This is a genomic window from Pseudarthrobacter sp. NPDC055928 (assembly GCF_042270935.1).
Taxonomy (GTDB): domain Bacteria; phylum Actinomycetota; class Actinomycetes; order Actinomycetales; family Micrococcaceae; genus Arthrobacter.
Window position 1 is genome coordinate 103,363 of the sequence record NZ_JBHJZH010000008.1, and the last position, 22,454, is coordinate 125,816.

Here is a 22,454-nt window from a genome sequence, read left to right on the forward strand (position 1 = left end):
AGTACTTATCCACACCATTTCGCGCTCTCTCCCTAAGGATCCGTGGGCATGCTCCTCACCCTCATACGGCGCTATTCCAAGCCGTATTTGCCGTACATCGTTGCCGTCATCGTGTTCCAACTGGCGTCCACCATCGCGGCGCTCTACCTTCCCAGCCTCAACGCCCAGATCATCGATGAAGGCGTCTCCCGCGGGGACACGGATTTCATCTGGCGGACCGGCGGCGTGATGCTGCTGGTCGCCTTTATCCAGGTCGGAACCGCGATTGCCGGTGTGTACTTCGGCTCCAAGGCGGCCATGGCCATGGGACGCGACCTGCGCCGTGGGGTCTTCCGAAAGGTCACCAGCTTCTCCGCCAAGGATGTGAACACCTTCGGCGCGCCCACCCTCATCACCCGCGGCACGAACGACGTCCAGCAGGTCCAGATGCTGGTTCTGATGGGGCTGAACTTCATGGTGGCCACGCCCATTATGTGCATCGGCGGCATCATCATGGCGCTTCGCGAGGACATCAGCCTGTCCTGGCTTGTCTGGGTCTCCGTACCTGTGCTGATCGTCGTGGTGGGCTACCTGGTAGTCCGGCTGATGCCCCTCTTCCGCTCCATGCAGAAGAAGATCGACCGCATCAACGCTGTCCTGCGCGAACAGATCATCGGCATCAGGGTGGTACGCGCCTTTGTCCGCGAACCCTATGAAACTGAACGCTTTGGCGAGGCCAACAAGGAACTGACCGACGTGTCGCTGAAGATCGGCTCACTGTTTGTCCTGATGTTCCCTGCCATCGGCATGATCCTGCACCTGTCCACCGCCGCCGTACTGTGGTTCGGCGGTCAGCGCGTTGATTCCGGTGAGATGCAGGTGGGCGCCCTGACAGCGTTCCTGCAGTACCTGCTCCAGATCCTGATCGCGGTCATGATGGGCACGTTCATGGCCATGATGATCCCGCGTGCCTCGGTGTGCGCGGACCGCATTGGTGAGGTGCTCGACGTCGAACCCTCCATCCACGACCCCCAACGGCCGGAAACTCCCGCCACCCTGGCCGGCGTGGTTGAATACCGGAACGTCACCTTCGCCTACCCCGGTGCTGAGTCGCCGGTGCTGAGTAATATCAGCTTCACCGCGAAGCCGGGGGAGACCGTGGCGATCATCGGGTCTACCGGTGCAGGAAAAACCTCGCTGCTGTCCCTGTTGCCGCGCCTCTACGACATCGCTGAGGGCGAGGTACTGCTGGACGGTGTGTCCGTGGCCAACCTGGACCGGGCCGAGATCACCAAGCGCGTGGCCCTCGTGCCGCAGCGCCCCTACCTTTTCTCCGGCACCATCGAGCACAACCTGCGCTTCGGCAAGACTGAGGCCACCGACCAGGAACTCTGGGACGCGTTGCACGTGGCCCAGGGTGAGGACTTTGTCCGCGAGAAGAAGAACGGGCTCAACGCCCGCATTGCCCAGGGCGGCACCAACGTCTCCGGCGGCCAGCGGCAGCGGCTCTGCATTGCACGGGCACTGGTCACGAAGCCCAGGGTTTACCTCTTTGACGACTCTTTCTCGGCGCTGGACGTAGCCACCGACGCCAGGCTCCGTGCGGCCTTGAAACGGACTACCGCCGACGCCACCGTGATCATCGTGGCCCAGCGCATCTCCACCATTACCGAGGCGGACCAGATCCTGGTCCTGGACAACGGTCGGATCGTGGACCGGGGCACCCACGAGGAACTCTTGGAAACCTCGCCCACTTACCAGGAAATTGTTGAATCCCAGCTGAGCGTGGAGGAAATGGCATGAGCGCCCCTAAGAAAGACTCCGCAGGCTCGTCCACCGAAACGCCGGATTCCGTGGCATCGCCCGAGGTCCTGGAAGACGACGAATTCTTCGAGGAGGAGTACAAACCCTCGGAGGCCGACGGCGACATGTTTGGCGGCGTCCCCGCCAAGAAGGCGGAACACTTCTGGCCCTCCGCCAAGCGCCTGATGGGGCTGTTGAAGCCCGAAGCTGCTGGCATCTACGCCGTGGTTGCCCTGGTGGTGGTCGCGGTGGTCCTGAACGTTATCGCCCCCAAGATCCTGGGCCAGGCCATGGACGTGATCTTCGGTGGAGTAGTGGGCAAGCAGCTCCCCGCCGGCGCGAGCAAGGAAGAGTTCGTGGAAGGGCTCCGCCAGCAGGGGCAGGACAACTTTGCGGACATGATCTCGAAGATGGAGCTGGTGCCCGGAAGCGGCATCGACTTCCAGAAGCTGTCCTTCCTCATTGCCATCGTGCTGCTGATGTACTTTGTGGCCAATATCTTCCTGTGGCTGCAGGGCTACGTCCTGAACCGCATTGTCATGAAGGTCATCCGCCAGCTTCGCGACGACACCGAAAAGAAGCTGAACCGGCTGCCGCTAAACTACTTCGACACCCGGCAGCGCGGCGACGTCCTGTCCCGGGTGACGAACGACGTCGACAATATCCAGCAGGCACTGCAGCAGGCCTTCGCGCAGCTGATCAACTCCCTGCTGACGGTCATCGGCATTGTGGTCATGATGTTCATCGTTTCCTGGCAGCTGGCGCTGATTGCCTTGATCGCCCTGCCGCTGTCAGGTGTCGCCGCCGGCATCATCGGATCACGCAGCCAGAAGCTCTTCGCTGCGCAGTGGAAGAACACCGGCGCTCTGAACGGTCAGATCGAAGAGTCCTTCTCCGGCCACGACCTGGTGCGGGTCTTCGGCCGCGACGCCGACATGCTGGAGCGTTTCGAGGAACGTAACGAGGCCCTGTACAAGGCAAGCTTCGGCGCCCAGTTCGTCTCCGGCATCATCTTCCCGGTGATGCAATTCGTCTCCTACCTCAGCTACGTCGGCATCGCCGTGGTGGGCGGCCTCCGCGTAGCCTCCGGATCCATGTCCCTGGGCGATGCCACGGCGTTCATCCAGTACTCGCGTGAGTTCACCCAGCCGCTGGGTCAGATGGCCGGAATGGCCAACATGCTCCAGTCCGGCGTGGCTTCCTCGGAGCGGGTCTTTGAATTCCTGGACGCCGACGAGCAGGATGCGGAAACCGCCACCGACCACCTTCCGGCCAAGACCGACGGGCATGTGGAGTTCCAGGACGTCACGTTCAGCTACACCGAGGACAAACCTTTGATCGAGAACCTGTCCTTCACGGCTGAGCCCGGGCACACGGTGGCCATCGTCGGGCCCACCGGCGCCGGCAAGACGACACTGGTGAACCTGGTGATGCGCTTCTACGAGCTCAACTCCGGGTCCATCACCCTGGACGGCGTGGACATCACCACCCTGAGCCGTTCCGAGCTTCGCTCGAAGGTGGGCATGGTGCTGCAGGATGCCTGGCTCTTTGGCGGTTCCATCTACGACAACATCCGGTACGGCAACCTGGACGCCACCGAGGAGCAGGTCATGGCAGCAGCCAAGGCCACCTTTGTGGACCGCTTCGTCCGCGCGCTGCCGGAGGGCTACAACACGGTGATCGACGAGGAAGGCAACAACGTCAGCGCCGGCGAAAAGCAGCTCATCACCATCGCCCGCGCGTTTGTGGCCAACCCGTCGCTGCTCATCCTCGATGAAGCCACCAGCTCTGTGGACACCCGCACGGAACTGCTGGTCCAGAAGGCCATGGCCGCGCTGCGGACTGACCGGACCAGCTTCGTGATTGCTCACCGCCTCTCCACGATTCGCGACGCCGACACCATCCTGGTGATGGAGAACGGGAAGATTGTGGAGCAGGGCAACCACAAGACGTTGCTCGCGGCCGAGGGCGCCTACTACAGGCTCTACATGTCCCAGTTCGCCGGAGCGAATGCTGAGGAATCGCCCGTGGATGACTCGACGGCGGTGCACAGCTGACCGCGCAGGAGGCCGGTACGCGGGCGACTGGTGCGCCTGCGGCCGGAGACACGGCCGCAGGAACACCGGCGGCCGGCCCGGCCGACACCGGAACGGCCGCAGCCGAAAACAAGGCAGCACCCCGGCGCATCGAGGTGCTGGTCCCCATGCGCTGGGGCGACATGGACGCCTATGGGCACATCAACAACGTCCAAATAGTGCGGATGCTGGAGGAGGCGCGGATTGGTGCCTTCGGGCCGCCACGCGGTGCCGGGCTGCCGGGCATCGAGCCTGAGGTGTCTCTGTTCAACGACGTACCAGAAGGCGTTATGGCGCTGGTGGTGGATCACCGGATCCGCTATGTCAGGACCCTGGAATACCGCAATGTCCCGGCCGTGGTCCAGGTGTGGGTCGGAGCGATTAAGGGCGCCAGCTTCGATATCCACTACCTTGTCCAGGACCCCGTCACCGGTGAGGACTGCGTCCGTGCCAGCAGCCACCTGGCATTTGTTGACGAGGCCACTGGGCGCGTGGTCAGGCTGACGCAGGAGCAAAAAGACCGGATGGCACCGTTCGCCGCCTAAGCCGTTGCGTTGGTCCTGTCCACACCGGAAACTGAAGACCTGGGCCACTGATGGCCCGGACTAAGGAGCTTTAACCATGGCTAAGCTGAAAAAGAAGACCTGGAAAGAAATGCCACCGGCGGCGCGGGCAGGAACTGTGCTGATCGGGATCGCCCAGATGGCGCTGATGGTGGCTGCGCAGCGGGATATCTCGAAGCGCCCGGCGGAGCTCATTAATGGGCCCAAGGCAGCCTGGCGGATGGCCGCCCTGATCAACTTCATCGGTCCCATGGGGTACTTTATCTTCGGCCGGAAGCGGACAGTGACGGGAAAGTAGGCACGTCCGGGTGCGCCGGGGTCAGGGTCCTTGGAGCGGGCGTTCAGCTTAAGCCTGTAAATTTGAACCCATGACCCCGACCGCTAAAACTGCCATGCCCCGCGCCCTTGGTATCTCCCAGGAGATTGAGGACGCGGCGTGGTTTGTGCTCGGGCCGGGCCTGCAGGGCAAGCCGTCCGCCTTGGACGGCCTGACCCTGACCTGGACATCGGAAGCAGCCGCTGAACTGCACGACCGCCTGGACCGGGGCGTCCCAGATCCCAAGGCGCCCATGATGACCAACTTGCGCCAGAACCTCCAGGACTCGTCCCGTGCTGCCAAGCAACTGGCCGTTGAACTCCTGTTCCTCCAGTCCCTGCCGCTGGCACACGAGGTCAAATCGCTCAAGGTCAAGCGTGCCCGGGTGGCGGAGGCTGCGTCCTGGCTGGAGCCGCCGCTGGAACTGCCCGAGGAGCTGTACAAGGGCATGACGGACCACGGCGTCATCAGGGACCGCACAGCAGAATTCAACTGGACAATCTGGGACCACCTCAAGTGGCTCTGCCGTTTTGTGCAGCATGTGGACCAGCAAATTCCGGCCGCCATCAGCAAGGCCCTCAAGGATCCGCTGAAGTTCCACGAGCTTGCGGCCGGCACCCCCGGGGACCAGCCCGCCATCCGGCGCAGCATCGAATACTTGGCGTGGCCCAGCTACTTCGAGCCGGTAGTTGCCGACGTGGAGCGGCAGGAAATCCGGGACGCCTTCGCGTCCCTGGTGGGCGGGGCGAAAGGCGACACCGACGAGGACATCACGGCGGACATCCACCGCATCAGGCTGCACCTGGACGAGCAGGCGGGGCAGCGCATCGACTGGTATGCCCGCCAGCTGGTGAGCCAGTGGCGGAAGGTGGGCGATCCCGGCCGCCGGGCGTGGCTGCTGCGGACCCACAGCGATAACGCCGAGCTGCTTGCCGCCTGGCAGGGGGAGGAGAAGGTGACGCTCGACGTCGAACATCTCCGGCTTCTTGACGCCGGGGTGACTGCCGGGCTGGTGCAGCACGCCGTGGACGAGGACTACAAGCACCTCGGCTACGTCGAACGCGAGGACACCAAAACCGCGGTCTTTGCGATCCTCACTGTCATGAAACCGGGCGACCTTGTCCTGTACCAGAGCTCTGGAAAGGTGCGGCTTGGCGTCGTGCTGGGGGAGCCCGAGTACAACGACGACAACCGCCGGATCCGCCGCAAGGTGCGCTGGTTCGACGAAGCCCACACCACCACCGACCTTCCCCGCCATGTGCAGCGTCAGCTCGCCACACCGGGGATCGTCGTGGACGTCACCAAGGTTGTACAGGCCCTGCAGGCGCTGCTGCCCGCAGAGGCGGAACCGGAAGACGACGACGCCGGTGCTGCCGCCGCCGTTCCCCACCAGGAGGGTTTCCGTCCGCTGACGCGCGAATTCGCCGATTCGCTGCACATGGACCTGGAACCGCTGCAGGAGATCGCGGAACTGCTGGAGGAGAACCGCCAGCTGGTGCTCTACGGCCCGCCCGGCACCGGCAAGACGTACTTGGCCAAGCATCTCGCCGCGGAACTCGCTGATGACAGTACGGATGAGCGCGTGAAGCTGGTGCAGTTCCACCCCTCGTACGCCTACGAGGACTTCTTCGAGGGCTACCGGCCGGACAAGACCGACGAAGGCCAGGTGTCCTTCAAACTCGTCGCCGGACCGCTGCGCCGGCTGGCCGAGGAGGCCGCCAAACCTGGGAACGAAAAGAAGCCCTACTTCCTGATTATCGACGAGATGAACCGGGCCAACCTCGCCAAGGTGTTCGGCGAGCTGTACTTCCTGCTGGAATACCGCGACGACCGGATCTACCTGCAGTACAGCCCCAACGAGCCGTTCACCCTGCCGGACAACCTCTACATCATCGGCACCATGAACACGGCCGACCGCTCCATCGCCATGATGGACGCGGCCATCCGCCGCCGCTTCGCTTTTATCGAACTGCACCCGCAGACCGAACCCGTACGGGGTTCGCTGCTGCGCTTCCTGCAGGCCCGGCAGCTGGACGCCACGCCCGCGCTGCTGCTGGACGCCCTGAACGCCGCGATCGATGAGTGGGACCGGGACCTGATGATCGGGCCGTCGTACTTCATGAAGCCTGCCGCCCAGACCCCCGCCGGGCTGCGCCGGATCTGGAAGTACGAGCTGATGCCGCTCCTCGAGGAGCACTACCACGGCCAGTTGACCCGGGCGCAGCTTGAGGAGCGCTTCGGGCTGGACCAGTTGCTGGGACGCCTTGCTGCCAGCTAGGCCGGCCCAGGCCCCCTCGCTGGCAACGGGACGGGCAGCCGGAAATGCAGCCGGAGAGCCCGCAGGAGGGCTGGCCGGAAAAGCCGCAGGCCAGGCGCTCAGAACAGCAACCGTCCAGCCAGGCGCTGGACGCCGGGGACCCGGCAACCCTCCGAGGCACCTGGTCCTGGACGAACTGTCCAATGGCATAGTGGACCGGCTCGATGCTGCCAGTGCGGCTTTCCTGAATTCCAGCGGCCTCGCGAAGGCCTCGCCGATGGGCATGGGCCTCTACCGGATCGAACCGGTGGGGAAGGTAGGCTCAGTCCGCACCTCCACGGTCCAGCTGGACGTCCGTCCCAAGGACCGGCTGGGCCTTAGCCGTCTCCTGTTCCTGCTCAGCTACGCCGGCAACCAGGGCTTCCGGAACGATTCTGTCGCCGCAGCGGAGGACCGCGATCTATGGAGCGCGCTGGCCGAATCCCTGGCCCAGCTCGCCGAACGCTCATTGGGGCGCGGAGTGCTCCAGGGCTACCTCAACGTCGACGAGTCGCTCCGGACCGTGAAGGGCAGGATCCGGATTTCGGACCAGATCTCCCGCCGCCCCGGCATGCTGGTTCCGCTGGAGGTGTCCTACGACGAGTTCACGGAGGATATCGCCGAAAACCGAATACTCCGGGCCGCGCTGGAGCGCATGGGCAAGGTCCCTGGTGTCCGTCCCGAGGTCCTGAGCCGGTTGCGGCAGCTCAAGGGCAAGCTCGACGCCGTGACGCGCCTTCCCTCCGGCGCGCCGCTGCCGCCGTGGTCCCCCAGCAGGATGAACGTCCGCTACCAGGCCGTGCTTCGGCTCGCGGAGCTGATCCTGCGGAACGCGTCCGCGGAGGCAGGGGAGGGGAAGCAGCAGACGGCGTCGTTCGTGGTGGACATGGCCCAGGTGTTTGAGGACTTCGTGGGAGCAGCCCTCCGTGGAGCCATGACGGCATACCCCGGGGAGCTGCGGCTGCAGTACAACGCCCTCCTCAGCGAAGCAGTGGACGACGCCGACCGGCTCTCCGTGCGGCCGGACGCGGTGCATCTTTTGGGCGGGCGTCCCGTGGTGGTCTATGACGCCAAGTACAAGGCCGCCTCAGACCTTGGCGCGTCACTGTCCGCTGACCACTACCAGATGCTCGCCTACTGCACGGCTCTGAGGGTGCCTACGGCCTGGCTGGTCTACGCCGGCTCGGGCGAGGTGAAGCTTCGGCGGATCCTCAACACTGACATCGACGTCGTTGAGTTTCCGCTGGACCTTTCCCGGCCGCCGTCGGAGATCCTGGCAGCGGTGGCGGACCTGGCACGGCAGTCCTGGGGCGAAGTGGTCCGGGCCTCCAGGGTGGGAGGCTAAGCGCCCGTTGAGAATTTCGGCGGGCGTTTTAGACCGGCAGGCGGAACGTGAAAGTGGTTCCCTTTCCCAGCGAGGAATCGACCTCAATGGTCCCGCCGTGGGCTTCCACGATGGCTTTGCTGATGGGCAAGCCCAGGCCCACGCCCGGAATGGCAGTCCTGCGCACGTTGCTGGTGCGGAAGAACTTCGCGAAGACTTCGCCCTGATCGTCGGGGCTCATGCCCATCCCGGTGTCGCTGACCCGACACGTCAGGTGGCCGGCTTCCTGTTCCAGTGAGACCACTACGTTGCCGCCGTCAGGGGAGTACTTGATGGCGTTCGATACGAGGTTGTCCAGCACCTGGGAGATGCGGGGGCCGTCCACATGGGCATCGAGCCGCGCGGGCGTATCGGCTTTGAGCACTACGCGGGAGGCATCAGCCTTGGGGAGGGCGGCGGACACCGTTGCGCGTACCAGCTCCGCAACGTCCACAGCGTTCGGCGACACGATCAGCTGGCCCTGCCTGCTGACCAGGAGGTCGGACACCAGGGTGAGCAGGCGTTCAGAATTGCGCCTGATGATTTCCAAGGGCCCAAGTTGGTCATCTCCGGGATCGTCCTCCAGCAGGATTTCGACGTACCCCAGGATGGATGTCAAGGGCGTCCTGAATTCGTGGGACACGCTGGAGACGAACTCGTCCTTCGCGGCCAGCGCGTTCACCAGGTCGGTCACGTCGCCGAAGACAATGACGGATCCGGCAAACTGCCCGTCAGCGTCCTTCATGGCACGGGCGCTGGTGGTGATCGCGCGCTGTTCCTTGCCTGAACCCAGCCAGACCAGGTAGTCCGTGAAGGTCTCGCCCAGGACGGCCCGGCGCACCGGCCGGTCCTCCACCGGGACCGGTGTGATGCGGTCTGCCGCAAAGACCAGCAGCTGGGATTCGTTCGGGTCCTCGATGTCCTTTGGCCGGGCCAGCTCGTGGTTGGCACGCTGTTTCCGGTTCATCAGGATGTCATGGCCGTCGGCGTCCACCGCTAGGACGCCCAGATGCACGGTGTCGAGAACGGTGTTGAGCAGCGCTTCCTGCTGCTTTGTACTGCGCAGGCTCGCCTGGAGCTGCTCGTCCTTCTCCTCCAGGGTGCGCTGCTGGCGCATCATGCTCAGGGTCAGGACGCTCACTGATACACCGATTCCCAGCATCATGACGGGCAGGAGCAGGGACCTGGACAAGCTGGGGCCCGATACGTCCCCGCGGAGCAGCAGCGGTACCCAGATGATGGCCAACGGGGCGAAGAAAGAGAGCCACAGTGAGGCCCTCGGATAATATCCTGAGGCGCAGAGCCAGATCACCGGGAATACCGCCAGGAGGCTGATGCCGGTCAGGCTCTCCTGGCCGCCCTCCCTGCCTACCGCGATGGAGACGAAATCCAGGAGCGGAATGAACAGGAAGCTGGTGTACGGCAGGCGTTCCCACGGCACCAGGTAGCACAGCGCCATGAGTACCAGTTGCGAAACCAGGAACGCCACAAAAAGCGGGTTGTCCATGGTCTCAGGGAAAAACGCCCATGTCAGGAACGCTGTGAAAAGCGTGGTGACAAACAGAGGCATCTGGCTCAGGGCAACGCGGTCCGTTAGCCGGTATTCGTGGAAGGGACGCCGGAAGAATTTCAGGCGGCCCGTGGCCCATGCAACGGGCTCACTCATGGTCAGTTGCCGGAGGCTCGATTAAGTCAAGACGCATGACAGCAGGATATCGGCAGCCAGCTATATACTTCAGACGGTGTCAAGCATGCTGAGGGGGCTGTAATGAGTGATCCACGTGTGGGCCTGGTTATTGAAGACGACCAGGACATCCGGGAACTGGTGCGCACAGTGTTGACGCAGGCAGGCTTTGACGTGACCGTAGCCGGAAGCGGAGCTGAAGGTGTCCTGGCGGCAAAGACCCTGAATCCGGACGTCATCACGCTGGACTTGGGGCTGCCGGACATTGACGGTTTTGAAGTGTCGCGCCAAATCCGGGAATTCTCCGATGCGTACATTGTGATGCTTACGGCCCGCACCGATGAACTGGACACCCTGATCGGCCTGGAATCCGGCGCCGACGACTACCTGACCAAACCCTTCCGCCCCCGGGAGTTGCGGGCCCGTGTGGCTGCGATGATGCGCCGCCCGCGCGCCGCCGCCGAGCCGGCAGATGCCGCAAGCGCCGCCGACGCGGCCACCCGTGCCGAGCCCAATCCCAGCGGCCGGGGCAACTACACCCACAACGGGCTGGACCTGAGCTACGCGTCGCGCTCCGTGACGGTGGATGGGCAGGAGCTGAACCTGACCCGCACCGAGTTCGAACTCCTGTACGCCCTCCTGGAGGCGGGCCGGACTGTCCGGACCAAATCAGATTTGGTGAGGCGCCTCAGGGACGAGGACTACGACGTCGGCAGTTACATTAGCGAGGCCGACGAACGGTCAGTGGAAGTCCACATGGGAAACCTGCGGAAAAAACTGGGCGATTCGCCGCAGCGTCCGCGTTGGCTTCAGACGGTACGGGGTGTTGGTTACCGGCTGGCGCCGGTCGAGCGCTGAGCCTGGAGGCGGTGCAGGGTCTGACGGCTGCACTGATTGATGGTTTTGAGGTATGCCGCCGCGAGCCGGGGAAGGACAACTGCGACGTCGCTGTGGGCTGAGTCGCTGCGGATGGCGCTCTCCAAATCCAGCGCCAGCCCGGCCAATCGCTCCGCTCCCACCATCTGGCTTGAAGTCTTGAGGCTAAGGATGGCGTCCACTGCACCGTTCAAGTCGCCCGTGGTCAAGGCCAGGCGGAGTCGGCCGATCCGATACGGGAGGTAGTCGATGAAGTTCCCGACAAAGACCGTGCAGTAGCCCTCGTCCTCGTCCAGTTCTTCCCGCAGCCTGTCCAGGACAGACTGGTCCACCAGCGGCCGCCCTGCATCATCAGACTGCGTCATGACGGTCCTTTCCGCTGGGGCCTCCCGCTCCGGAAATGCGGAGGTGGGTTGAGCCATCTTTCCTCCTTCAGATTAGGTCTGTTCCCCCGCCCTGTAAGGGTTTTGGAAAAGAATTGTGGCTTTCTTGATGAGACTGCGGATTTTCCATCTAGGATCACGCCGGTGCCGCCAGCACTGCCTGTTCGTGGCCCGGGCCACGACTCGATTGTGGGGAATTGATCGCCTTGTTTCGAGTGTTGAAAACCGTGGTTCTCTCGCTTGGCGTGGGTGCCGCTTTGGTCGGCCTATGTGGATATCGTGGCTTTGGACGGCTACAACTGGGGACGTCCGCCGCCTGGAGCAGCTGGAGAAGGAAGCTGACTGGCGCATCAACAGCAGCGTTTCTTCCGCAGGGGCCTTCAGCTCCGCCTTGCTGGCCAGGTGCAGTTAGCCGGCTCTTCGTAGCTGGCCGGGATTTCGTAGCACGCATGGGCGGGAAAGGCACACGTTCCTTCCCCATAGTTGATCCCTTGGCCGCACGATTGCGGCAACAGGGATTCCATCCTTGCTGCCGGTACTCAATATGGGCGGCGGCAAAGGATCAAGATCGCCTCAAGTTCCCTTCAGGCGGCTTACGGGACCGTTGGCTTATGGCACCGCCCAGGAACTGGACGAGCTGGGCCTCGAGGGCGGACCCGTCCTTCAGCTCGCATTCCCACACGGTCAATACCTCCCACCCGGCGTCTTCAAGCTGCCTGCGCTGATCGGCGTCGCGGTCCCTGGTGCGTGTGCGCTTGGCTTCCCAGAAGGTGGCGTTCGCCTTGGGGGCATGCTGGCCCACCCTGCAGTCATGGAAATGCCAAAAACAGCCGTTGACGAAGATGACCTTGCGGCGGCCCGCGAAGACCATATCGGGGTTGCCCGGCAGGCGGACCTTGCCCGCTCCGCCATGCAGGCGGTATCGGTAGCCTTTGGCATGCAGGAGGCGGCGGACCAGCAATTCGGGCTTGGTGTTCTTGCCCCTGATCCGGGACATGTTCCAGCTCCGCTGCTCGGGGGTCAGCCTGTCCGCCATACCTCCAGTCTAGGCAGCCCCTAGATGACGCGCTCCGGCTGCTCGCCAAGCTGGAAATGCCGGCCGCTCAGGGACGTGGGCACGATCTCCACGTAGAAATCCTTGAGTGTGGGGACCCAGCTCTTGAGCCCCATTTCCTCCACTGCGGCGAGCTCCGAGGAGTTGGTCAGGACCCGGGCGGTTCCCCGCAGGACGACGGACCACGCTTCGTCGGACAGGACTCCATCCGTTTCGAACAGGACCCTGGAGTTGATGGTGAGCTGCGCCAGCTTATTTCCGGGCGCCGTCCGCAGATAGATCTTCCGGTCCGAGGTTAGGTAGTTGACCGGGAAAATGTCGGGCTCGCCCGCTACTGAAACCACCAGCCGGCCGTGCTTGGTGGCGTCAAGGAGCTGCCAGGACTGCTCGTCGTCAAGTTCCAGGACGGGGTTGCCGTCGGTGTGGTTGAACATCATGGCTCCTATTCTTCTACGTTGCGTAGAAAATGGCTAGGGCTTTGGAGAATTCGCATCCTTTGCCCTAACCCGGGTGACGCCTTCATTCATAACTTCACAACGCAGTCAAAAGGTGTAACTGAGTGGAAACAATATCGTGACGAATCCGTCGTACTTGCTGGCTACGGTCGCAGGAGACGTTCCACCAACGTTGTCCCCGCACGGAAAGTGACGCACTCACATGAGTAATGACCTGGAGAGCACGCGACTGCTGGACCCAACCGCGCCCGGAAGTGCCGCCGTCGGCCGCGGTCCGGGGCAAACCCCGACGGCGGGCAACACGGCCGCCCTCAGCGCAACCAAAGAGAGCCTGGAGGATTACACGCTCCGGTTCGCGCCGCGTTCATACCGCAAATGGAGCGCGGGCGTAGTTGCCACGAGCGCCCTGGGCGGCATTGCGTATCTGGCCGATTTCTCGATCGGGGCGAACATCGGCATTGCATACGGCACCACGAATGCGGTCTTTGGCATCCTGGTTGCGGCGCTCATCATCTTTGCAACAGGGTTTCCGCTCGCCTACTACGCGGCCCGGTACAACATCGATCTGGACCTCATCACACGCGGTTCCGGCTTTGGCTATTACGGATCCGTGGTCACCAACGTCATTTTTGCCACATTTACGTTCATCTTCTTTGCGCTGGAGGGTTCCATCATGGCGCAGGGTCTGGAACTGGGGCTCGGCATCCCACAGTGGCTTGGGTATGCGGCGTCGACAGTGATCATCATTCCGCTGGTCATTTACGGGATGAACACCTTGGCCAAGCTGCAGGTGTGGACCACTCCGCTGTGGCTCCTGCTGATGGTGGTTCCGGTGGGATACCTGGTCATCTCCCACCCGGAAAGCGTCGACAGCTTCTTCGCCTACACCGGCGAATCAGGGGCAGAAGGACCCAGTGTTGCTTCAGTGATGCTGGCAGCAGGGGTCTGCCTGTCGCTGATGGCGCAGATCGCCGAGCAGATCGACTACCTGCGATTCATGCCGCCGCGGACCGAGGCCAACAAAGGCGCGTGGTGGCGGGCGGTGATCCTGGCCGGGCCGGGCTGGGTGATCTTCGGGGCCATCAAACAGATTGTTGGCATGTTCATCGCCATCTACCTCATTGCCACGCTCGACCCCGCAGCATCAGTGCACGCAAACGAGCCCGTCCACCAGTTCCTGGGCGTCTACCAGGAGATGATGCCGGCGTGGCTTGCCATGACGCTGGCAGTGGTGCTGGTGGTTATCTCGCAGATCAAGATCAACGTTACGAATGCCTATTCGGGGTCCTTGGCCTGGACCAACAGCTTCACACGCATCACCAAGACCTACCCGGGCCGAATGGTCTTTGTGGTGGTCAACCTGGTCATCGCGCTGGTGCTGATGGAAGCCAATATGTTCGACTTCCTGAACACGATCCTGGGCTTTTACGCCAACTGCGCCATGGCCTGGGTGGTTACCGTGGCGTCCGATATCGCCATCAATAAGTACCTGCTCAAGATCTCTCCGAAGACGGCCGAGTTTCGGCGCGGCATGCTGTACGCGGTGAACCCGGTGGGGTTCGTCTCCATGCTGGTCTCCGCGGGGATCTCCATTGCGGTGTTCTTCGGCGCGTTCGGTGGCGCTATCCAACCTTTCTCGCCGATCTTCGCCGTGGGGCTGGCGCTGGTCCTGCCTCCGGTCCTGGCGCTGGCGACCCATGGAAAGTACTACCTGCGGCGCACGGACGACGGCATTGACCTGCCAATGTTTGACGCCAACGGGAACCCGAGCGAGGACAAGCTGCCCTGCCATGTCACCGGGCTGGAGTTTGAGCGTCCGGACATGATCCGCTCGGCCCAGGACGGGCCCGACGGCGAACCCCAGTATGTGTCCTCGCTTGCCCTTTCGACCGATAAGACAGGGAAGTTGGTTTTGCCGGCCCAGACGTAGTTTTTGACGTTTCCACGGTGGGCGGCCCGTGCTTACTGCAAGGGCCGCCCACCGTGTTCCCAATCACAACCGGAATAGTTGCAGACGCCAGTCAGTTGGGCAGGGCAGTACCACTTCATTTCTGAAAGGAACTGCGCATGCTGTTTTCCCCGTTGACCCTCGGCGAGCTCGAACTCCCCAACCGCCTGGTGATGGCACCGCTTACCCGCCTCCGCTCCGGTGCGGAAGGTGTGCCCGGCCCCCTCGTCGTCGAGCATTACCGCCAGCGCGCGTCCCTGGGCCTTATCGTCAGCGAAGGTATTTACCCGAGCCCTGCCGGCCGTTCCTACCCGGGCCAGCCCGGGCTGGTCACCGAGGAGCAGGTCGCCGCGTGGAAGCATGTCACAGACGCAGTTCACGCCGAAGGTGGCAGGATCTTTGCCCAGGTCATGCACGGCGGGCGCGTGTCCCACCAGGACATCACCGGAGGCCATCCGATCGTTGGCCCCAGTGCCGTCGCCATTGAAGGTGAAGTCCGCACCCCGTCGGGCAAGGAGCCCTACCCGGTACCGCACGCGCTCACCTCCGACGAACTGCCCGTCGTGATGGGCGAGATCGTCACCGCATCCCGCAACGCCATCGAGGCCGGCTTCGACGGCGTGGAACTGCACTCAGCCAACGGCTACTTGCTGCACGAATTCCTTGCGCCGAACTCCAACATCCGCGATGACAGCTATGGCGGATCGCCGGAGAACCGGGCGCGCTTTGTCATTGAGACCGTCAATGCCGTAGTCGCAGCACTCGGCGCCAACCGTGTGGGCATCCGCATCTCACCGGAGCACAATGTCCAGGGGATCGCCGAAACGGACCTGGCGGATGTCCGCGCAACCTACGAAGTTCTCCTGGACAGCATTTCGCCGCTCAACCTCGCGTACCTGAGCATCCTGCACCACGAGCCCACCGGCGAGTTGGTCCAGGACCTCCGCGCACGCTTTGATGGGACGTTCCTGGTGAACACGGGCTTCGGTGTTGTCACTACCCGCGACGAGGCCGTGGCCCTGGTGGCCGACGGCCACGCCGATGCCGTGGTGGTGGGCCGGCCTGCCATTGCCAACCCTGACCTGGCCCGCCGCTGGAAGGAAAGCCTCCCGCTGAACGAGCCGGATGCTTCCACTTTCTATGGCGAGGGTGCCAAGGGCTACACCGACTACCCCGCGTACCAAGGCTGACAGCCACATAACGACGACGGCGGCACCCGCTTGGGTGCCGCCGTCGCTGGCTGCACGGTGTGCTGTCCCGGCAGCGCGCGCCAAGAAGCCATCCGACGGCTTTTTGGCTCATTTTATGATTGGCCCGCCTGGATCCCTTGGGGTCCGGGCGGTGCTTACATGATATTCCACCGAATGGATTATCGCTAGGGTTTTCGCTAGAGGAATGCCTCGCGGCCCGTCCCCTCACGCATCACCAGCTTGCCGTCCTCGATTGAAACGAGCAGGCTTTTGGGTTTCCCGCTAACCTTGAGGATGCCTTTCAGGCCCCTGTTGGTGATCTCCACGCCCACCTGTGCCCCTTTTGCGGGCAACTCCACTGATGCTTCAAACGCTTCCCCGAGAAGGGGATTGGTGGAAACTCCGACGTCTCGACGGACCTCTTTGCCGTTGACCATGACGGTGATGTTGGCCTCGTCGAATCCTTCCTGAAAGACGATGAGCAGTTCCCGCATGGTGGCCTCTTCCTCGAGAATGATTACCTGTGACGGCAACTCCACTACAGCACTTCACGGCCCGTAGCGGAATACCCGGGCTGGCGCGGCCCTTGGTGGAGACTGTCGCTGGAGACCGTCAGACCCGTAGGGCAAAATGTTCTGGTGACCCAACTCCCGCACGCCCCGTCCGCCCCCGCATCCGCCCCAACACTGGACAGCGCCATCCACGCCCAGATCGCCGCCGAACTTGGTGTGAAAACCTGGCAGGTCAAGGCTGCTGTGGAACTGCTCGACGGCGGGTCCACCGTCCCGTTCATCGCCCGGTACCGCAAGGAAGCCACCGGGACGCTGGATGACACGCAGCTCCGGGACCTCGACGAACGCCTGCGCTACCTCCGGGACCTGGAAGACCGCCGTCGTACGGTCCTTGAGGCGATTGCCGCGCAGGGACAGCTGACACCGGAACTGCAGGCGGCCATCCTTGCCGCGGACACGAAATCACGGCTGGAAGACATCTACCTCCCCTTCAAATCCAAGCGGCGCACCAAAGCGCAGATCGCGCGGGAAGCCGGATTGGAGCCGCTCGCCGACGTGCTGCTGAAGCGGCCGGAGCTGGACCCCGAACGCGAGGCCGCCAAGTACTTGAACCTAGAGCACTCCATAGACGACGCCGCTGCCGCGCTCGCCGGAGCCCGCTCCATTCTGGTTGAGCGTGTCGCCCAGGACCCGGACCTTGCCGCCACCCTGCGGGACCGGCTCTGGACTCAGGGCCGGATGGTGTCGCGGGTCAAGAAGGGCAAAGAGGTGGAGGGGCAGAAGTTCGCCGACTACTTTGAGTTCGCGCAGGCGCCTTCCGGGATGCCCTCGCACCGCGTCCTAGCCTTGCTGCGTGGCGAGAAGGACGGTGTCCTGGAACTGGATCTTGTTGAGGCAGATCCGACTAACGACGACGCGCTCGCTGCCGCCCGTGCCCGCTACGAGAATGCGGTGGCCAGGTGCCTTGGTGTCGCCGAACGGGGTCGGCCCGCCGACGCCTGGCTGATGCAGACTGCCCAGCTAGCGTGGCGCTCACGTGTACTTGCCCGGTTGACGGCCGACCTTCGCGGACGGTTGTTTACCGCCGCCGAGGACGAGGCCGTCCGGGTATTCGCCGCAAACCTGCGCGACGTTCTTCTCGCGGCACCCGCCGGCAACCGCGCCACGCTGGGGCTGGACCCGGGCCTGCGGACCGGCGTGAAGGTGGCCGTGGTGGATGGCACAGGCAAAGTGGTTGCCACCGACACCGTGTATCCGCACGCACCGGCCCGGAAGTGGGACGAGGCCCTGGCCACGCTGGTCAGGCTGGCGCGGGAGCACAACGTTGAACTGGTGGCCATCGGCAATGGCACGGCGTCACGCGAGACTGACAAGCTGGCCGCGGAACTGATCAAGCTGCTGCCGGCCGGGGAGAAGAAACCGCAGAAACTGGTGGTCTCCGAGGCGGGGGCGTCCGTATATTCGGCGTCGGCGCTGGCAGCCGCTGAACTGCCCGGGATGGATGTGTCCCTGCGGGGAGCCGTCTCCATCGCCCGGCGCCTGCAGGACCCCCTTGCCGAACTGGTCAAGATCGATCCGAAGTCCATCGGGGTAGGGCAGTACCAGCACGACGTGACGGCGTCGAAACTGGACCGCAGCCTGGACGCAGTGGTGGAGGACTGCGTGAACGCGGTGGGTGTGGACGTCAATACGGCGTCGCCCGCGCTGCTGAGCCGCGTGGCCGGCGTCGGGCCTTTGCTGAGCGAAAACATTGTGGCGTACCGGAACGAACACGGCCCGTTCGCCAAGCGCACCGACCTGAAGAAGGTGCCCCGGCTCGGCGCCAAGGCGTTCGAGCAATGCGCGGGCTTCCTGCGGATCACCGGGGGAGCGGAGCCGCTGGATGCCTCCAGCGTGCACCCGGAGGCCTACGCAGTGGCGCGGAAAATCCTGGTGGCTGCCGGTTCGGCGCCGGCGTCGTCCCTTGATCCCCGGGAGTTCGTGGACGGGACCTTCGGGTTGCCCACGGTCCAGGACATCCTGGCTGAACTGGACAAGCCCGGCAGGGACCCGCGGCCCGCGTTTGCCGCCGCAACGTTCTCCGAAGGGATCGAAAAGATTTCGGACCTCAAGCCCGGCATGGTGCTTGAGGGGACCGTCACCAATGTGGCCGCTTTCGGCGCATTCGTCGACGTCGGAGTGCACCAGGACGGGCTGGTCCATGTCTCGGCGCTGGCCAACCGCTTTGTGTCCGATCCGCGCGAAGTGGTGAAGTCCGGCCAGGTGGTGCGGGTCAAGGTCCTGGAAGCCGATCCCGAGCGGAAGCGTATCTCCCTGACACTGAGGCTCGACGACGAACCCTCACCATCCGGCGGGCGTGGGGTTGGTGGGCGTTCGGAAGCCGGTCGTGGGGCTGGCGGGCGGCCGGGAGCTGGTCGTGGGGCTGGTGGGCGTTCGGAAGCTGGTCGTGGGGCTGGTGGGCGTTCGGAAGCCGGTCGTGGGGCTGGTGGGCGGCCTGAGGCAGGCCGTGGCGCTGGCGGGGGTTCGGAACCCGGCCCTGGGGCTGGTGGGCGTTCGGAAGCCGGCCGTGGGGCTGGTGGGCGGCCTGAGGCAGGCCGTCAGGATCGCGGGAAGGCCCCGCAGCCGGCAGGCGGCCGGACTGCTGCCCCAAAGTCGGCGCCGAAGCCTGCGCCGGTGAACACTGCCATGGCGGAGGCCCTTCGTAAGGCGGGACTCGGCAAGTAGCTGGTTCCGTTTCCGCTAAGGCGCTCAAGCGAATACGGGCGGTTCAGGCGAGCGGTTCAGGCGAGCGACAGTACAAACGCGAGGACGAAACCCGCCGCAGTGCTGATGGCCACGGCGGGCCCGCCGTGTTCGTAAGCCTCAGGCATGAGTGTGTCGGCGAGTGAAGCAATGACCGCGCCGGCTGCGAACGCCAGGGGTAGGGAGATTGCTTCGGGGTCGGTACCGGACAGCGGGCCGGCTCCGATCACCACGGCGACTACCAGGAGGATTGCGCAGGCAAGCCACAGTCCAATGACGCTCAACGAAGAACGGCCTTGGCTGCGCATCGAGGCCGCACCCACCAGGGCCTCGGGCAGGTTGGAGACGAAGATGGCGGCGAGCAGGGCCAGTCCTCCGGTACCTTCTCCCAAGGAAACACCGAGGGCGACGTTTTCCGGCACGCCATCCAGGGTGACGGCTGCTAAGAGAGCCATCCCGGCCGCGCCGCGGGTGGAAACCTTGGCGGCTGGCTTGTCCTCCGCGGCAGCATCTGTGTCCAGCTTGGCGCTGCCGTGGAATTCATCGGCAGGTATCGCCTGGTCGCCGGGCTGGGCCCAGCGGTCCAGCAGTGCACTGAGGATTGTGAAGACGATGGCACCGCCCAGCAAGCCAAGTGCGGCCCGGATGATGCCACCGCGCTCATAGGCGTCCTCGAAGAGTTCAAACGTCAGGGCGGTAATCAAAGAGCCCGCTGCGAAGGCCAGAAGGATGGCCAGGAGCCGTTTGGGCAGCTCGAACCGAACACCGATGAAGGCACCCAGAACCAGTGCACTGGATGCTATGACGCCGAACAACAGCGACATCGTCATCCCGTCAGTATAGGAGTGGCGGGCGGGCACGGGAACCTGTGAGTTTCTCAGCAGGAACTTTCGGCGCCGAGACGTATCTGCAAGGGTGGAACCATGACTTACTTCTTGGAGTACACGGTCCCAGCCGCTTCCGACGAGGAAGGATTCGCCTTTCCCCACGATGAAATCAGTCCCGGCACTACCGTCCCTTTGGTGCGGACAGATGCGGACATCGTTCATACCCCCGACCTTCCGGCTCGGACGGGCATCATCGGAGCGACTGTCGCAGAAGCCAAGCTCGAGGCCGAGCAGCTCATCACGCATAGCCGCGCCACCGAAGCCACGCTGTATGAGGATCCGTCGAACTCGCTCCGGGCTGGCGTCGGAACCCGGGTGGCCACCTTCAAAGAGGGGCGCGGCTGGCAGGACGCCTAGCCAGACTGAGGCGGTTGGCTCCCTTTGGTCGAGGCTCAGGGAGAGTCGAGAACGCCCAATCCGTGAAAGTGTGCAGGTCGGCTTAGGGCGCGGCAGGGCCAAAGGCAGGCTCAAGTTGCTGGCCGAACGGCTGGTCCTTCGCAACGGTGGGGCTGTGTCCTTGGTCCGGAAACTGGGCAAGGATCTGGGGTGGCCATTGGGGTGGTTCCCAGTCTTGGTGTTCGCTTTGGTAGTGGCGTCCGGTGGGTGAGGTCCAGCCGGGTGGTTTGTCGATGCTTGCTGCGGTGGGTGTCCAGGCGGTGGTGTGTTTCAGGCGGTGGTGTTTGGGGCAGGGCTGTCCGAGGTTGCTGATGCCGGTGGTGCCGCCGTCGGCCCAGGCCAGGAGGTGGTCTGCTTCGTTGTCCAGGGAGTGGTTGTTGCAGCCGGGGAAGGGGCATTTGCCGTCGCGCATCCTCAGCCATTGGCGCATCGCGGCGGGGATCCGGTAGCTTTGGCGGCCGATCTCCAGTGGTGCCCCGTTGCGGGGGTCGGTCAGGACGCGGTGGAACGAGCCGGCGCCGTCGGCGACCAGGTTGCGGGCCATCGATGCCGGGATCGGCCCGTACCCGTCGAGGGTGGCTGGTTCGTCGGTGAGGCCCATCAGCGCGAACACCGGCACGGTCACGAGGACCTGAGCCGCCGGAGACGGGACCCGGCCCGTCATGAAGTCGTTGCCCGGCAGGACGTTGCTGCCCGCCACGGCTTCGTTGCCCGCCGCGGTCCCGTTGGTTTCGACACGGCCCGCTAGGACGTCGATGCCCGCCGCGGTCCCGGTGGCCAGGACCCTTCCAGCGTCGCCATGGCGGTCGGGGGAAGTACCAGCGGTAAGGTCGGGGCCCGCGGGGCAGCCTGCCGAGACGTCGCGGTCCGGCGGTCCGCGGTGCTGCCTGCCGTGGTGGTGTAGCCGCTTTTGCCCGCCCCGACATCATTGGTACGGGCGCTGCCGGCTGCTGTGTCTGTTCTGCCCTCGGCCAGGCTGGCCGTGGTGCCGGTGAAGCCTGCGCTGAGGAGCAGTTGGGCGGCGATGTCGGCGCGGAGCTGGGTCATGGTGCGGGTCTCGGCCGGGCCTTGGAGGGTGCGGGCGGTGGCGGTGATGCCGTTCCAGATCCCGGCTGCCCGGTCCGCGGGCAGGTAAGCCGAAAGCCAGGCCATGCCGTCCCGGTCCGGGACGTACTCCAGCCGCCGGTCCAACACGCTCCTGGCATGGCGCTTTTCGATACTGACCGGGTGGTGGCGTTCGCGCCAGGTCCGGGCCTTGTGCCGGAACCGGGACGGGACGAGCTCACCGGCCGGGCACTCCCGGGCCCGGTCCGGAACGTCCGGGCCCAGGAAACGGGCCTCCAACGCCGCCGCGCCGGCCGCATCCAGGCCGGTGGTTTCATCGACCATGACCTTCGCGTGCTGCCACGACAGATCCCCGGACTGCAGCGCAGCCAGCGTCAGCGGCAAGGCAGTGGTCAGTTCATGGGCCTGCGCCAACAGGGACGAGGCCGAGCGTTCACTCACCGTCAGCGCACACGCGACCTCGGACACCACACCCATCTCCTGGGCCGTGTGTTCCCCCGGGCTCCTGACCGGGCCGTCCAGGGCCGCAGCCTTCCCCGCATACGCGGCGGCCAGGCGCACCCTGAACGCCGCCACCATCGCGTCCACCCGGACCGAACCGCCCAGCCCGTCCAAGCAAGCATCGGCCTGCCCCCGCAAAGGATCACCACCCCCGGAACCCATCCCGGAACCCATCCCGGAACCGCGGCCGCCCAGCCCCCGGCGCATACAGGCAGCAAACTCCGCAGCAGCAGCCTCAAAGGCCTCCACCGCCTCCTCAACACCCGGGATCCCCATACCCCCATCATCCAGCGAGGCGCCAACAAAAACAGCCCAGCACATCGCCTATGTGGATAACCTCAGGACCACCAGGACCGCCTTAGGTGA

Annotated in this window: 17 protein-coding genes and 1 pseudogene; 11 read left to right on the forward strand and 7 right to left on the reverse strand. The window is 64.4% G+C overall.

Going from position 1 to position 22,454, the window contains the following annotated elements:
* Nucleotides 1-48: 48 nt before the first annotated feature.
* The 6 genes from ACFC25_RS11990 (at nucleotide 49) to ACFC25_RS12015 (ending at nucleotide 8,377) form a co-directional block, all read left to right on the forward strand.
* Nucleotides 49-1,782 carry an ABC transporter ATP-binding protein gene (locus ACFC25_RS11990; protein ID WP_337346397.1) on the forward strand — a complete coding sequence of 578 codons (1,734 nt, stop codon included), beginning with the start codon at nucleotides 49-51 and terminating at the stop codon, nucleotides 1,780-1,782.
* The gene (locus tag ACFC25_RS11995; RefSeq protein ID WP_337350340.1) at nucleotides 1,779-3,839 is read left to right on the forward strand and encodes an ABC transporter ATP-binding protein; all 2,061 of its coding nucleotides are present in this window, start codon (nucleotides 1,779-1,781) and stop codon (nucleotides 3,837-3,839) included. The genes ACFC25_RS11990 and ACFC25_RS11995 overlap by 4 nt, the downstream gene beginning before the upstream one ends.
* 146 nt (nucleotides 3,840-3,985) lie before the next feature.
* Nucleotides 3,986-4,402, forward strand: coding sequence for a thioesterase family protein (locus tag ACFC25_RS12000; RefSeq protein WP_337346399.1), 417 nt, complete (start codon nucleotides 3,986-3,988; stop codon nucleotides 4,400-4,402).
* A gap of 76 nt (nucleotides 4,403-4,478) precedes the next feature.
* On the forward strand, nucleotides 4,479-4,718 hold the full coding sequence (locus ACFC25_RS12005; protein ID WP_376045344.1) for a PLD nuclease N-terminal domain-containing protein: 240 nt from the start codon (nucleotides 4,479-4,481) through the stop codon (nucleotides 4,716-4,718).
* Between the two features lie 70 nt (nucleotides 4,719-4,788).
* Entirely contained in the window at nucleotides 4,789-7,014 is a 2,226-nt protein-coding gene (locus ACFC25_RS12010) for an McrB family protein (RefSeq protein ID WP_376045346.1), read from the forward strand.
* Between the two features lie 166 nt (nucleotides 7,015-7,180).
* Nucleotides 7,181-8,377, forward strand: a complete 1,197-nt coding sequence (locus ACFC25_RS12015) for an McrC family protein (RefSeq protein ID WP_376045530.1) — start codon at nucleotides 7,181-7,183, stop codon at nucleotides 8,375-8,377.
* Nucleotides 8,378-8,405: 28 nt separating this feature from the next.
* On the opposite strand, the gene ACFC25_RS12020 is transcribed toward ACFC25_RS12015, so the two are convergent.
* Nucleotides 8,406-10,061: a sensor histidine kinase gene (locus ACFC25_RS12020; RefSeq protein ID WP_376045349.1), complete on the reverse strand. Its 1,656-nt coding sequence runs from the start codon at nucleotides 10,059-10,061 to the stop codon at nucleotides 8,406-8,408.
* A 102-nt stretch (nucleotides 10,062-10,163) separates the two neighbouring features.
* Between ACFC25_RS12020 and ACFC25_RS12025 the strand changes: the two genes are divergently transcribed.
* Nucleotides 10,164-10,937, forward strand: coding sequence for a response regulator transcription factor (locus ACFC25_RS12025; protein WP_337346403.1), 774 nt, complete (start codon nucleotides 10,164-10,166; stop codon nucleotides 10,935-10,937).
* On the opposite strand, the gene ACFC25_RS12030 is transcribed toward ACFC25_RS12025, so the two are convergent.
* The 3 genes from ACFC25_RS12030 to ACFC25_RS12040 form a co-directional block, all read right to left on the reverse strand.
* Nucleotides 10,910-11,320, reverse strand: coding sequence for an Hpt domain-containing protein (locus ACFC25_RS12030; protein WP_337346404.1), 411 nt, complete (start codon nucleotides 11,318-11,320; stop codon nucleotides 10,910-10,912). The genes ACFC25_RS12025 and ACFC25_RS12030 overlap by 28 nt on opposite strands.
* A 580-nt stretch (nucleotides 11,321-11,900) precedes the next feature.
* Nucleotides 11,901-12,374, reverse strand: a complete 474-nt coding sequence (locus ACFC25_RS12035) for a very short patch repair endonuclease (RefSeq protein ID WP_376045353.1) — start codon at nucleotides 12,372-12,374, stop codon at nucleotides 11,901-11,903.
* A gap of 20 nt (nucleotides 12,375-12,394) precedes the next feature.
* Nucleotides 12,395-12,829, reverse strand: a complete 435-nt coding sequence (locus ACFC25_RS12040) for a pyridoxamine 5'-phosphate oxidase family protein (protein ID WP_376045355.1) — start codon at nucleotides 12,827-12,829, stop codon at nucleotides 12,395-12,397.
* A gap of 220 nt (nucleotides 12,830-13,049) precedes the next feature.
* Here ACFC25_RS12040 and ACFC25_RS12045 point away from each other — a divergent pair, with 220 nt between their 5' ends.
* Nucleotides 13,050-14,777 (forward strand): purine-cytosine permease family protein, encoded by a 1,728-nt coding sequence (locus ACFC25_RS12045; protein ID WP_376045357.1) that lies wholly within the window; start codon nucleotides 13,050-13,052, stop codon nucleotides 14,775-14,777.
* 137 nt (nucleotides 14,778-14,914) lie between these two features.
* A complete protein-coding gene (locus tag ACFC25_RS12050) occupies nucleotides 14,915-15,985 on the forward strand; it encodes an alkene reductase (RefSeq protein ID WP_376045360.1) in 1,071 nt (356 codons plus the stop codon).
* Nucleotides 15,986-16,182: 197 nt separating this feature from the next.
* Here ACFC25_RS12050 and ACFC25_RS12055 read toward each other — a convergent pair whose 3' ends face one another.
* On the reverse strand, nucleotides 16,183-16,500 hold the full coding sequence (locus tag ACFC25_RS12055; protein ID WP_337350427.1) for a hypothetical protein: 318 nt from the start codon (nucleotides 16,498-16,500) through the stop codon (nucleotides 16,183-16,185).
* A gap of 123 nt (nucleotides 16,501-16,623) precedes the next feature.
* Between ACFC25_RS12055 and ACFC25_RS12060 the strand changes: the two genes are divergently transcribed.
* A complete protein-coding gene (locus ACFC25_RS12060) occupies nucleotides 16,624-19,221 on the forward strand; it encodes a Tex-like N-terminal domain-containing protein (protein ID WP_376045362.1) in 2,598 nt (865 codons plus the stop codon).
* Between the two features lie 56 nt (nucleotides 19,222-19,277).
* Here the strand turns inward: ACFC25_RS12060 and ACFC25_RS12065 are convergent, their stop codons facing one another.
* Entirely contained in the window at nucleotides 19,278-20,069 is a 792-nt protein-coding gene (locus tag ACFC25_RS12065; protein WP_376045365.1) for a ZIP family metal transporter, read from the reverse strand.
* Between the two features lie 93 nt (nucleotides 20,070-20,162).
* Here ACFC25_RS12065 and ACFC25_RS12070 point away from each other — a divergent pair, with 93 nt between their 5' ends.
* Nucleotides 20,163-20,483 (forward strand): hypothetical protein, encoded by a 321-nt coding sequence (locus ACFC25_RS12070; protein WP_376045368.1) that lies wholly within the window; start codon nucleotides 20,163-20,165, stop codon nucleotides 20,481-20,483.
* Nucleotides 20,484-20,658: 175 nt separating this feature from the next.
* Here the strand turns inward: ACFC25_RS12070 and ACFC25_RS12075 are convergent.
* Nucleotides 20,659-22,364 (reverse strand): annotated as a pseudogene (locus ACFC25_RS12075) (DUF222 domain-containing protein); the annotation flags it as partial.
* Nucleotides 22,365-22,454 lie beyond the last annotated feature (90 nt).